Source organism: Bacillus sp. PK3-037, from assembly GCF_054161355.1.
In genome coordinates this window covers 843134-856922 of sequence record NZ_CP096408.1, presented here as the reverse complement: position 1 = coordinate 856922, position 13789 = coordinate 843134, and the positions used below count along the sequence as shown (strand labels likewise).

The following is a 13789-nucleotide window of genomic DNA, read 5'->3' as shown; positions in this document are numbered from 1 at the left end:
AAAAACTCCTTTCAGGTCAAATCAGTATACATCACGCTGATAACGTTTTTGCTGCTGCATATCGGCAAGATAAACTTCCGCTTCTTCACGGGTCATATTGCCTTCTTTTTCTATAATGTCTAAGAGTGTGTTATGGACATCGTGTGCCATGTGCTTTTCATCTCCGCAAATGTAAACAGCCGCTCCTTCCTGAAGCCATTCAAACAGTTCTGCGCTCTGTTCAAGCATGCGGTGCTGCACATACACTTTTTCTTCCGTATCGCGTGAGAACGCTACGTCCATTTTTGTCAGCACGCCGTCTTTCAGCCAATTCTGCCACTCTGTCTGATAAAGGAAATCTGTGACAAAATGCTGATCACCGAAAAACATCCATGCTTTTCCTTCAGCTCCCGTCTCCTCGCGCTCCTGCATAAAGGAACGGAACGGTGCAACGCCTGTCCCAGGGCCGACCATGATAATCGGTGTTTCAGGATCCTTCGGAAGCTTGAAGTTCTGATTATGCTGGACATAAACCGGCAGTGTGTCTCCCGGCTGCAGACGCTCCGCGCATAAAATCGAGCAGACGCCTTTTCGTTCGCGGCCATGCGCGTCGTACCGGACTGCACCAATCGTTAAATGCACTTCATCCGGGTTTGCGGATAAGCTGCTAGCAATTGAATAGAGGCGGGCCGGCATTTTTCGAAGAATGGATACAAACTCCTGCGCCGTTACACTGAACGGGCCATAATCCCGGATCAGATCAAGCAAATCGCGCCCTTCAATATACGCTTTCACTTTACCCTCATTTCCCGGTGCTAAAAGCTCTCTAAGCTCCTCGCTTCCCGTCAAATGAGCAGCCTGTTCAAGAAGCGGCTTTGTGAGAACAGTAATTTCATAATGAGAAATCAGCGCTTCTTTCAGCGGACGGACATCGCCTTGCTTATTCAGCGTCACAATTTCTTCGGGGTCCCAATTCATTTCCTGAAGCAGCAAATCGACAAGTACCGGATCATTTTCCGGATAGACGCCGAGGCTGTCACCAGGTTCATACGTAAGGCCTGATCCTTCAAGAGACAGCTCTACATGTCGTGTTTCTTTATTTGATCCGCGGCCGTTTAAATTTAAATTTTCTAACACTTCCGCCCGGAAAGGGTTTGTTCTTGAATACGCAGATTCACCAGTTTGAGGCGCTGCGGCCGGCGCAGGCGCGGCGCTTCCGCCCTCGGCTTCACTTAAGCCCTCACATACGCTTTCCAGCCATTCAGCAGCCGGCTCATCATAATCCAAATCACAGTCAACGCGCGGAGAAATTCGTTTTCCGCCAAGCTCTTCCAAACGCTGATCAAATTCTTTTCCTGTCTGACAGAAGAATTCGTATGAACTGTCACCAAGCGCCAAAACAGAAAAGCGAAGATCATCAAGCTTAGGCGCCCGTCTTCCGTGCAAAAATTCGTGAAACGACAGCGCGTTATCAGGCGGCTCACCTTCGCCATGCGTACTGACGACAATCAGAAGATTGTTAATTTTCTTGAGCTGGTTCGGCTTAAAGTCACTCATGGATGAAAGGGTGACTTGAAAGCCTCGCTCCTCAAGCTGCTTGCCTGCGTTCTCTGCAAGCCCTTGTGCGTTTCCCGTCTGTGAACCGTAAAGGACGGTGACTTCTTTTGAAATGGCCGGTGCCGTTACACCCGCAGACACAGCAGCCGGCTCCCCCGATGTTTCCAGTACGGAAACAGATTGCGCTGATAAATAGCCGCTCAGCCAGATTTTCTGAGATTCTGTCAAGGTTGGCAGAAGGCGGTTAAGGAGCTCTGCCTGCTCCTGATTAAACGGACTGTTCATTACCTGAAGTTGCAACGTATCCACCTCACAAAATTGTATAAACTGATCGAAATAGTATCTAATTGAACTTTACCGGAAGACACACCGCAAGTAAAATATATTTACATGATGATAACGATTAAGATTATTAATGATAAAACCCCTTTGTCTCATTTAAATGAAGAAAAAAGAGAAGGCATCCCTTCTCTTTCAATCAGCATTTTTATATAAATGAGGGGGCACAGCACCCACAAACGGACTTGGTTCACCGATAGAAGAAACGGTCAGCCCGTGCATGGCCCGGGTGCAGGCAGTGTACAGCAGCCTGCGGTCGTGCTCTGTTCTATATTGTTCTTCTGAGGCATCATAGACAAGTACTGCGTCAAACTCAATTCCCTTCGCTAAATAAACCGGGATAACACAGACTCCCTTTTGAAACGTTTGGTTTTCTTTATGAATCAGCCGAATATCGATATATTCGCTTATTTGAGCGTGTGCCTGTCTTGACTGCTGCGCCGTTTTGCAAATAACAGCAATGGTTTCATGCCCTTTCTTTCTAAGTCGCCCAATTTCTCGCGTAATCTTTTGACAAAGATCCTCGCGACCCTCGCTTTTTAACACGCAGGGCATTTCCCCATCTCTGTTAAAAGGCTCAATGTCCGCCCCGTCCTGCAGCAGCGCTTTTGTCAATTCCACAATTTGTCTCGTTGATCTGTACGTTCTTTTTAAACGGACACACTCAGCCTGCTCTTTTTCAAAGCCGGCATCCATACGTGCTGCACCCTTTATCGCATGGGTGTAAATAGACTGATTGATATCACCGAGCACCGTCATGCTGGCAGACGGAAAAATACTCCTTATATACGCCATCTGGAATGGAGAATAATCTTGAGCTTCATCGATAAATAGATGTTTGATCTGCGTGTTTTTCTTTCTGCCTTCTAGCAAATCCTGCAAATATAGAAATGGAGACGCGTCCTCATAGAGCAGTTTATTTTCTCCAAATGCCGACCTTGTCAGCTCCCCTAGTGCCGCAGTATCCTCTGTTTGAGCTTTGCTTCCCCAGTCAGAAAACAATTGCAGATACAGCTGTTTGACATCAAGAAACGCCAGTTGCCTGACCGCCTGTTTAATAGGTTTGAAGGCCTTCTTTACAATCATTGCGGCAAGCAGCTGCTGTTCTCTCTGATGATCGTTAAATGTACTCTCACTAAACCGTTTTCTTGCCTGCAGCTTTTTGTACACTTCCAAATATTCCTCTTTGTCGAGAAGCTCGGCTTCCTGAACGACCCAATCCTTTCGCCGTTCCTTTTTCTCCAGCTTGTTAAGCTCACTCAGCAGCCAATTTGCCGTTTGTTCCATCCGGTTCGGAATGGACAGGCTTTGATCGAGCGAGTAAAAATACGCTTGGACTTGTTCCTTTGTGATCAGTTTTTGTCCGCGGAAAACGATATTTTTAAAGATCATACCTTCAGAAGACAGCCTGCTGACGTATTCATCAATAAATCGCTGAAAAGATAAGCCTGCCTTCCACGTGATTCCGGCAAGCCTTGATTGAAAACTGCCATCTTTTGTTTTGGTCAGGCAATATTCCAGCTGATCAAAGGGGCTTTCACATTGAAACTTGCGGCCAAGCCGATGCTCGATATATTCCTGAAATGTCGCCTGTTCCATATTTTCTTCGCCTAATTCAGGCAAAACAGAGGAGACATAGCTGTTAAACAAAAAGTTTGGGGAAAATAAAACGATTTGTCCGGCATCAATTACACCGCGGTGCCTGTATAACAAATAAGCGACACGCTGGAGCGCTGCTGACGTTTTTCCGCTGCCTGCCGCACCCTGCACAATCAGAAATTTGCTTTTTTCATTTCGGATAATCTGATTTTGTTCTCTCTGAATCGTGGACACGATGTTTTTCATTTGTGTATCAGAGTGATGGCTTAATACCTCTTGCAGCATTTCATCGCCAATCGTCATATCAGTATTAAACATCGCTTTGAGAGCGCCGTTTTTAATGATAAACTGGCGCTTCAGCACCATTTCCCCTTCTATCGTTTCGCCGGGAACCTCGTATTCAGCTTTTCCTGGGGAATAATGATAGTAAAGGCTTGATATCGGTGCTCTCCAATCATAAATCAGAAAGTGTTCCTCTTGCTCATCCATACAGGATGCTAAACCGATATAGATCTGCTCCGCCTGTTTCTCGCCGTTTTCAATAAAATCAATCCGGCCAAAATAAGGCGATGCTTTTAATTGATGAATTCGTTTGAGCTGCTGATCCATATGCCGATGATTCCGTTCCCGATCAGACAGCAGCTCTGCCTGCTGCTTCATGCTTGCCATCGTTTCAACCGCTTCATGGACGTCATCAAAGTTAACCGTGACATCCTCCCAGAAGTTTTTTCGTAATCCGATAATATCATGCTTTAATCCGCTCGCGGACGTTTCGAGAAGCCGCTCTTTATTCTCGAGCTCCTGCAGTACATCATCTATTCTTGACTGCTCTTCTTTCCATTCCTTATCATGCTGATTCATGAACGGCACCTCCAGAAAATAGTTGACAAACGAAGAAGAAATAATGTAAAATAGAATTGGATATATATTTAATATATGATAAAAACAGGCAAATACAATTTATAATAACACATTCACCCAACATCGTTCAAGGTTTGGGTTATTTATATGCATAAAAAAACCGATTTCAACTCGAAATCGGTTTTTTATTTTAAGATTTCACATTCGTCACTCTTGTACGTGCTTTTTAAGGTTGCGAATCTTCTCTTTCATCAGTATCGATTCCTTATAACATTCAATCTTCCATGTGAAAATATATCTTTTTCATTTTAAAAACACACAGAGCGTTGCCGTGTTTATCAGTTCATCTCACGTGAAGAGTGACTAAACTGGCTGTATTATCATCCATATAGCAACTAAAATCAATAGCCTTCCATCCTTGCTATCATACCTATAGACGCAGTAAAATAGTCATTTTTTATCCAATTTCGACATATTTCAACAAAATGAAGTTTCTAATTTGGGAGATTAGGACGATGTTACATTATTTCTCACGGTTTATGATATGAACATGAAGAAAGAACCAGAATAAGCTAGGAGGAAATACTCAGTGAAGAAAAAGCTATATATGATGTTGCTGGCTTTCGTCGTAGCCGTAACAAGTTTTACGGCTATTGACCTAGTAAACAACAAAGCGGAAGCTAAAGATTGGGTTAAAAAAGGTCAAATATGGAGTACTCATTACCATTCGGGCTCATTTAAAAACTATACTTACTCGCCAACTTTTCATATTTATTATCCAGGGCAAGGAACTTGGGCCAACATTACGGCAAACGGATCAGGCAGCGGGAAAATTACAGCAACTCTGCAGCAAAAGACAAATAAGGGTTGGAAAAATGTGAAAACTTTTTATGCAAAGAAAAAAGGCTCTACAAATTTAAGTTACAAACAAGCTTCTAAAAGCTACAAAACAAATTACAGATTCAAATTCACTAACACAGGAACAAAAAAGACCATCAGCTATACATTTTGGGCTACTTATTAATTTCAAACAGCTTTGCTCTGCGCGGTCAGCATTTGAAAAGACTTTGATCCAGCTGGCTGCAGTAAAAAAACCTCTCCGACAGGGACTGACCCCATAAGATGAGACAAATAAAAAACACCTTCAAGTTTGAAAACGGATGATTGTTAGCCGAAATTAGACTTGGAGGTGTTTTTTCTATGGGGAGAAGAGTGAGTTATCCGGTTGAAGTGAAACAGAAGGCTGTAGAAATGAGATTGGCAGGCGTGCCTATGAAAGAGATCATGGAGAAATTAAAAATTAAGAATAAGACACAGATTAAGACGTGGGTTAGATGGCATAAGGCTGGGGATACACATAGATTCGAACAGCCTGTTGGAAAGCAATACACTTACGGAAAAGGGCCGGAGTATGCTTCCGATTTAGAGAAACTGCAGGCAGAGAATCGTTATCTGAGACAACAAAATGAAGTTCTAAAAAAGTACAACGAATTGGAAAGGAAGTTGATAGCGAAACGTCAGTCGAACTTGTAGAAGGATTGCGCAGCACAATGACCGTGCAGGATATCTGTATTCATTTAGGTATCTCTCGAGCGTCTTATTATCGTTGGAAGAAGAATCAGACGAAAGATCATCCCAAGCGCTATTTTGAAAAACAAATCGGCACGTTGTGCCGAGAGCACAAGTATCGATATGGATATCGGAAAATCACAGCCATACTAAAAAAGACAATGCGTATCAACCATAAAACGGTTCAGCGTATTATGCAGAAAAATCAATGGCAGTGCCGGGTTAAGGTGAAAAAGCGCAAGAAGAATGGGCAGCCATATGCCGTGGTCGATAATATGTTGGATCGGAATTTTCAGTCTGATCGCCCTCTTGAAAAACTAGTAACGGACATCACATATTTGCCTTATGGACAGAAACAATTGTATCTTTCCAGTATATTAGATTTATACAATGGAGAAGTGATTGCTTTTACGATTGGCGATAAGCAGGACACAGACTTTGTCTTAAACACACTTGATCAGCTGCCAACGCTGCCTGAGAACTGCGTGTTACATAGTGACCAAGGATCTGTGTATACATCTTACGAGTATCAAAAAGCTGTTAACACAAAAGGCATTACCATGAGCATGTCCCGCAAAGGGACGCCCGCTGATAATGCCTCCATCGAATCGTTTCATTCCTCACTAAAGTCTGAAACGTTCTATCTTAACAGCATTGATCGAACCACGACCGCCATCGTAGAACGCACTGTCAAAGAATACATTTATTATTATAACAACATTCGTATTCAAACGAAACTAAACAGCCAATCACCGATAAGCTATCGGCAATTGGCTGTATAAAAGGTGTTTTGATCCCTGTCTCAAAAACGGGGGTCAGTCCCACATGGATGAGGTTTCTTTTATTTACTGGCTATCTAAGCGAAAATAACGGTTTGGCAGCTTCCAATTAAACATATAAGAACAAACGCGGCATACGACAAGCACAAAAAACAGCGCGTATAAACCGATCGAGTTTCCGGTCCAGCCCAAACCGACGATTAAACCGCCGAGCGCCGCCCATACCGCATAGATTTCCGCTTTCAGCACGAGCGGCTTGCGCCCGGCAAGCAGGTCGCGAATGATTCCTCCGCCGCTTCCCGTCAGCACCGCAGCCACGATAACGGCGCTAAGCGGATGCCCCATTTTGACGGCGTACAGGGCGCCTTGAATAGCGAAAGCCGCAAGACCGATCGCATCCGATAAATTTCCCCATTTGTTCCAATGCTTCAGCAGCAGCTTCGGAAACAAGAAAACGATCGTGATCGATACCAGAGCGATTTGAAAGTACGCACCCTGCTCCCACAATGCTGACACCGGAACTCCGATCAGCAAATTGCGGATCGCTCCTCCTCCAAAAGCTGTGACAATCCCTAATATATAAACACCTAAAATATCATATTCTTCTTCCATCGCAACAATTGCGCCGCTGACCGCAAACGCAATGATGCCGATCACACTGAGCAGCTCCCAAGCCATTCTGATGACTCCCTTTATATTTGTTAAATTTTCTGACGACCTCTAGATTTTATAACCGCTTCAGCTTAAAATCAATAACATTTTTATGATAAAAAAGATAAATGTAGAGGGAAAACAGTAAACGCCGATCAGCATGAGTTTGCCGCTGGCAGTGCCTATCATGTGCACCGTAAAAAAAAAGCGCCCTGCCGCGGGCGCTTTTTTCTTATTCAGATTTTTCGCCTTTGAGGAGGCACATAAAAATGATGATCAAAATAAAAGCAATTAAGGCCAGAAACGGAATGGTTACAAAACCGAACCAGTTAATATATTGACCCGAGCAAGGCACACCGCTTACACATGGCTTGATGCCGCTAAAGCCCGGCACTTTTTGCTCCAGATAATGCATAATCGAAATAAATGCGCCGATAATCGCCATCGGCAGCACATACTTTTTCACGCGTGTGTCACCCTGAAAGGTGGCGATTCCTAAAATCAGAACGAGCGGATACATGAGAATACGCTGGTACCAGCACAGTTCACACGGGATGAACTTTCTGATTTCACTGAAATACAGGCTGCCCAGCATGGCGATAAGAGCAACAACCCAGGAAGCATATAAAAAAACAATTCTATTTTTCATCGCGCTTACTTCCCTTTCAGCTCTTTTTCTATCGTTTCTTTAATTTCTTCATAATCCGAAAAATTACTGATCACTTTATCATTAACGTAAATCGTAGGCGTTGCTTTTATGTTCATTTTATGATTAAGGTCAGAATCCTTTTCCACTGCAGAAGCAAATGTTTCTTTATCAAGATTGTCCTTCAGCGTATCAGGGTTTACCTTTGTTGTGCTTTTTGCGATATCACCGAGAACCGCTGGCGTTACCCATTCCTGTTCTGTGTCCGGCTGCTTGTCAAACAGCTTTTCATGAAATGCCCAGAAAGAATCAGGATCTTCTTTCCATACTTCCTCTGAGGCAAGAGCCGCTAACGTTGAGCCTTTTCCATGGAACATGACGTTCACGAAAGAAAATTTCACATCGCCCTTGTCAATAAAGTCTTTTTGGATTTTGGGGAAGATGTCGCTGTTAAACACCTTGCAAGACGGACATTTATAATCTCCGAATTCCACTACCGTTACCGGTGCATCATCTTTGCCAAGCACAGGCTGGCCTTTGATAGACGGCTGTCCTGACACTGCTTCGTTGCCTTGCTCCGTTTTGTTATTAATGATGACAATTGCTGCTAATAAGACAACAACGACAACCGTAAGGATGACCGCGAATTTCGCAGAAGACTGCTGTTTCTTTTTCACTCCGACACCTCATCGTTTTAAAATTAAAAAAGAAGCGGATCTCAATTGACCCACTTCTTTATTTTAACAAGACAACCGTCTATAAGAAAAGCCCGAAATAGTGAATTCTCTCCGACAATTATCTCATTTTGAGGCGCATCACGCGCATAGCGTTTGCAACAGCGAGAAGCGTAACACCGACATCTGAGAAAACCGCCTCCCACATGGTCGCAAATCCAAACGCTCCGAGTAAGAGGAAAATGGCCTTAACACCTAAAGCAAATCCGATGTTTTGCCACACGATTAGCCGAGTCCGTTTTGCAATCCGAATCGCTTCCGCTATTTTTGACGGCTGATCTGTCATCAGCACAACATCCGCGGCTTCTACAGCTGCATCTGATCCGAGTCCGCCCATCGCCGCTCCAATATCCGCTCGTGCAAGCACCGGAGTGTCATTAATTCCGTCACCGACAAAAATGAGTTTTTCATTCGGGAGCAACTTCGATTCCAATGCTTCTACCCGCTCCACTTTATCCTCCGGCAGCAGCTCTGCATAAACCTCGTCGAGGCCGAGCTGTTTTCCGACTGTTTCTCCTGTCTGTTTTGAATCGCCCGTCAGCATGACTGTCTGTTTGATACCGAGCGATTTTAAATCTGCGATCGCTTGTTTTGCGTCTTCCTTTACTTCATCTGCTATGATGATCGCCCCGGCATAGCTTTGATCAATAGCCACGTGAACAATTGTACCGGCGTTTTCATCCGGGACGCTCTCAATCTGCTCTCTTTCCATCAGCTTCTTGTTCCCCGCAAGGATTTCTTTTCCGTTCACCTTTGCGAAAATACCGTGCCCGGATATTTCCTCATATGACTCGATTGTGTCCGGGGAATGCGGCTTTCCATATGCTTTTCGCACAGATTCTGCAATCGGGTGCTGAGAGTGGAGCTCAGCGTATGCCGCGGCTTCGAGTAACGTCTCCTTCGAAAAACCTTCCGCAGGTTTGATCTCTGTCACTTCAAAGCTGCCTTTTGTCAGTGTGCCTGTTTTATCAAACACAGCGTATTTGACTTGATGTAAGGCTTCTAAGTAATTGCTTCCTTTCACAAGCACCCCGGCCTTCGAAGCTGCGCCGATTCCGCCGAAGAATCCGAGCGGAATGGAGACAACAAGGGCGCATGGGCATGAAATGACTAAGAAAATAAGCGCGCGGTACACCCAATCAGAAAGTAAAGCGCCAGGAATAAACAGCGGCGGGACAAATGCCAGCAGGGCGGCGATAATGACGACAGCCGGTGTATAATACTTGGCAAACTTCGTGATAAAGTTTTCAGTCCGCGCTTTGCGGCTGCTCGCATTTTGAACCAAATCTAATATTTTGGATACCGCGGAATCCTGATAGCCTTTTGTTACTTCGATATGCAGAACGCCGTTTTGATTGATAAAGCCGGACATGACTTCTTGTCCTTCTGCCGCTTTTCTTGGGACAGATTCTCCTGTCAGCGCTGATGTATCAACCATCGCCGATCCCTGCACAACCTTTCCGTCCAGCGGTATGCTTTCTCCCGGGTTGACGACAATGATATCTCCTGTCTGCACGTCCTCCGGAGAAACGGTCTTGATGCCGTCTCCTATTTTTATATTGGCGTAATCCGGCCTGATATCCATTAATGCACTGATCGATTTTCTAGAACGGCTGACCGCAGTTCCTTGAAACAGCTCGCCGATTTGATAAAACAGCATCACAGCAACGCCTTCCGGGTATTGCTGAATCAAAAAAGCGCCGATTGTAGCAAGAGCCATTAAAAAATGTTCATCAAACACTTGTCCGCGGCTGATATTTTTGACCGCTCGAACGACAATGTCTCCTCCGATTATCAAGTAGGCGGCGAAAAATAATAAAAATTCCAGCATTGGGCCGGCATGAATCAAATATGCCGCCGCTCCAAGAAGGACCGCTGCTGCCATTCTGATCAGCATATTGATCATTCTTTTTCGATAACCGTCATCTGCTGATTTCTTTTTATGTTTCGGACGAACTGTTACATGAGGATCAATTGATTTTACTTTTTTCTCGACCTTATTGGTGACCCATTGTTCTTCTTTGCCATCGGCTGAGACAGTCAGTGTGCTTGCTGCAAAGTTAACCGCGCATCCATCAACGCCTTTGATGCCTTTGACGCCATTTTCGATTTTTTGTGCGCAGTTGCTGCAATCCAAACCGTCCAGAACATATTCCCGCTTCACTTGTTTCATTTGTCTCACCTTACCTTCCGATTTAGGATTCCCTCATCAAAGCATATGAATGAGTGTGAGTATCAAAATTACATATATGAGCATATACTCATATAATAGTTACATCTATTATATGGTGTTTTCCAAGAAAGTGTCAATGAAAAATAAAAACCGGCAAATCACCGGTTTTATTTTACTTTTTGCAGACGCAGCGCATTCAGAACAACAGATACAGAGCTAAAAGCCATTGCCGCTCCCGCTATCCATGGCGCTAAAAATCCAAGGGCCGCGACTGGTATGCCGAGACTGTTATAGCCAAGTGCCCAGAATAAGTTTTGTTTAATGTTTTTCATCGTAAGTCTGCTCATACGGATGGCGTCCGCAATACTGTTCAGATCGCCGCGAATGAGCGTTATGTCCGCTGTTTCCATCGCGATGTCGGTGCCTGTTCCAATTGCCATGCCGATATCCGCTGTGGCAAGCGCGGGTGCATCGTTGATTCCATCACCGACCATTGCCGTCTGGCGTCCTTCTTTTTGCAGGCGTGAGATTTCCGCTGCCTTTTGCTCAGGAAGGACCTCAGCAATGACGCTGTCAATTCCAGCTTCCTTCGCTATCGCCTCTGCCGTTCTGCGATTGTCCCCGGTCATCATGATGACATCCAGACCCATCTCTTTCAGACGGGTGACTGCCTCCCGCGACGTGTCTTTTATCGTGTCGGCAACCGCTACAAGCCCCGCTGCTGCTCCATCAATGGACACGAGCATCACCGTTTTTCCTTCTCCTTCAAGCTCCTCCATCCGAGGAAGAAAAGCCTCATGCTCAATCCGTTCGCTCTCCATTAACCGTCTTGTGCCGACGAGTATCGTTTTGCCTCCGGCTTCGGCTGAAATACCAGCGCCTACTTTCGCTACAAAATGCGTGAGCTTCGGTATCTCCAGCCCTTTATCTTTCACACCGGCAACGATCGCTTCGCCGAGCGGGTGTTCCGAGCCCGTCTCAGCTGCTGCTGCGAACCGGAGCAGCTCTGTTTCTTCAAAGCCATCGGCCGGAATGGCATCAGTCAGCTTCGGCTTTCCGTTTGTCACTGTTCCGGTTTTATCGAGAACAATGGTATCAAGGCGGTGTGTTTTTTCTAAATGCTCTCCGCCTTTAAATAGAATGCCGAATTCAGCCGCCCGTCCGGATCCTGCCATAATGCTTGTCGGGGTGGCAAGACCCAGGGCACATGGACAGGCGATGACGAGAACAGCAATAAACTTGCTGATCGCTTCAGCAAAATCACCTGGAGACGCCCAAAGATACCAAATAAGGAACGTGAGGACGGCGATCCCCAATACAATCGGCACAAAAATGCCGGAGATCTGGTCGGCGAGACGCTGGATCGGCGCTTTTGACCCTTGTGCTTCCTCCACGATTTTGATGATATGAGAAAGCGCTGTTTCTTTCCCGACGTTAACAGCCTTGATTTTCAGGAAACCGTTTGCGTTCACAGTCGCTCCTGTCACGCTGTCACCGGGAGATTTGTCAACGGGAAGACTTTCTCCTGTGATCATGGATTCATCTACAGCCGAGCGGCCTTCGAGCACCTCTCCATCGACAGGAATTCGTTCGCCTGGTTTGACATGAACAACATCACCAACAGCCACTTCATCTATCGGGATGATTTGCTCCTGTCCGTCTCTTACGACCGCCGCTGTTTTGGCTTGCAGCTTCATGAGCTTTTTAATGGCATCTGATGAGCGCCCTTTCGCCTTCGTTTCAAACAGCTTTCCTAACAATATGAGCGTCAGCAATATCGCGCTTGTTTCATAGTAAAGACCGTCAGTATGCCCATGGGAACCGAGGCTTCGAATCGTAAGATAAAGACTGTAAGCATAAGCAGCCGTTGTTCCGAGTGCAACCAATACATCCATATTGGCGCTTTTATTTCTGAGCGCCTTATATGCGCCGACGTAAAACGGCCAGCCGATCAAAAACTGCACGGGAGTCGCAAGGGCAAATTGCATCCACGGATTGAGAAATAAATCCGGCACCCAAATGAACGAAGTAAATGTAAAATGGCTCACCATCGCCCACAGCAAAGGAAATGACAGAATAGCTGAAAAGATAAGTCTCGCTGTTTGCTGCCGTTCTTCTTTCTTTTTGGAAGCAGCGGCTTCGCCATCCTCATCGCCTTTCAGCTTAAGTTGATATCCGAGCTTATCAACGGCTTCTTTAAAATCGCTGACAGCCGCTTCTTTTGGGTTGTATTCAACTGTCACAGTTTCTAAAGCAAAGTTCACCGGAGCATTTGTAACGCCTTCTAATTTGCTAAGCCGCTTTTCAATCCGATTGGCGCATGCCGCACAGGTCATGCCCTCGATATCAAACTCAGCTTTTTCCGTTACAACGTGATAACCCAGTTTTTCTATTTTTTCTTGGATTGCTTCTGTCCCTGTTTCAGCAGGGTCATAGGTGACATTTGACGTTTCCGCCGCCAGATTCACATTGGCATCCGTGACACCAGGCATCCGCTTCAGGCCTTTTTCAATTCTGGCGGCACACGCCGCACAAGTCATACCAGATACTTGCATCGCAATTTCCTTTTGCTCACTCAATACACTCACTCCTTTATATACACCCTGGGGGTATATAAAAATGAAAGAAATATCGCGCCTTGATGAAGGCGCGATACCGTGAATCAGTTGGCTACATCATAGCCTTGGTCTTCTATCGCATCCGCAATGTCTTTGACTGACACTTTGCCGGCATCAAACGTGACATCAACTTTCCCCGCTTCAAGATTGACATGAACAGCACTAACTCCGTCCAGTTCTCCCACACTCGTTTCAACTGCTTTGACGCAGTGCTGACAAGACATGCCTTCAACTTGCAATGTTTTTTGTTCCATATGAATTCCTCCTGTTTACTCGATCTGTTT

General features: G+C 45.3%; 10 protein-coding genes. 2 read left to right on the top strand and 8 right to left on the bottom strand.

The window, feature by feature from the left end:
* Positions 1–21: 21 nt before the first annotated feature.
* The gene (locus M1D69_RS04385) at positions 22–1836 is read right to left on the bottom strand and encodes an assimilatory sulfite reductase (NADPH) flavoprotein subunit (protein ID WP_458104452.1); all 1815 of its coding nucleotides are present in this window, start codon (positions 1834–1836) and stop codon (positions 22–24) included.
* Positions 1837–2010: 174 nt separating this feature from the next.
* Positions 2011–4335, bottom strand: a complete 2325-nt coding sequence (helD, locus tag M1D69_RS04380) for an RNA polymerase recycling motor HelD (RefSeq protein WP_458110424.1) — start codon at positions 4333–4335, stop codon at positions 2011–2013.
* Positions 4336–4924: 589 nt separating this feature from the next.
* Here helD and M1D69_RS04375 point away from each other — a divergent pair.
* Together M1D69_RS04375 and M1D69_RS04370 are read left to right on the top strand one after the other, a co-directional pair.
* Positions 4925–5359: a hypothetical protein gene (locus M1D69_RS04375; RefSeq protein WP_024122837.1), complete on the top strand. Its 435-nt coding sequence runs from the start codon at positions 4925–4927 to the stop codon at positions 5357–5359.
* Between the two features lie 176 nt (positions 5360–5535).
* Positions 5536–6686, top strand: a protein-coding gene (locus tag M1D69_RS04370) for an IS3 family transposase (protein ID WP_439024324.1) whose coding sequence is annotated in 2 segments (ribosomal slippage) — positions 5536–5809 and positions 5809–6686 — 1152 coding nt in all. Because the reading frame shifts where the segments join, the coding sequence is not laid out codon by codon here.
* A 63-nt stretch (positions 6687–6749) separates the two neighbouring features.
* Here the strand turns inward: M1D69_RS04370 and M1D69_RS04365 are convergent.
* The 6 genes from M1D69_RS04365 to copZ form a co-directional block, all read right to left on the bottom strand.
* Positions 6750–7361, bottom strand: a complete 612-nt coding sequence (locus M1D69_RS04365; RefSeq protein WP_010331875.1) for a trimeric intracellular cation channel family protein — start codon at positions 7359–7361, stop codon at positions 6750–6752.
* Between the two features lie 205 nt (positions 7362–7566).
* Positions 7567–7983, bottom strand: a complete 417-nt coding sequence (locus M1D69_RS04360) for a disulfide oxidoreductase (protein ID WP_024122840.1) — start codon at positions 7981–7983, stop codon at positions 7567–7569.
* A gap of 5 nt (positions 7984–7988) precedes the next feature.
* Positions 7989–8657 carry a DsbA family protein gene (locus tag M1D69_RS04355; RefSeq protein WP_059292554.1) on the bottom strand — a complete coding sequence of 223 codons (669 nt, stop codon included), beginning with the start codon at positions 8655–8657 and terminating at the stop codon, positions 7989–7991.
* Positions 8658–8775: 118 nt separating this feature from the next.
* Positions 8776–10887, bottom strand: a complete 2112-nt coding sequence (locus tag M1D69_RS04350) for a heavy metal translocating P-type ATPase (RefSeq protein WP_458104453.1) — start codon at positions 10885–10887, stop codon at positions 8776–8778.
* Between the two features lie 167 nt (positions 10888–11054).
* Positions 11055–13466 carry a copper-exporting P-type ATPase CopA gene (copA, locus tag M1D69_RS04345; RefSeq protein ID WP_458104454.1) on the bottom strand — a complete coding sequence of 804 codons (2412 nt, stop codon included), beginning with the start codon at positions 13464–13466 and terminating at the stop codon, positions 11055–11057.
* A gap of 83 nt (positions 13467–13549) precedes the next feature.
* Positions 13550–13759 (bottom strand): copper chaperone CopZ, encoded by a 210-nt coding sequence (gene copZ / locus M1D69_RS04340; RefSeq protein ID WP_024122844.1) that lies wholly within the window; start codon positions 13757–13759, stop codon positions 13550–13552.
* Positions 13760–13789: the final 30 nt, after the last annotated feature.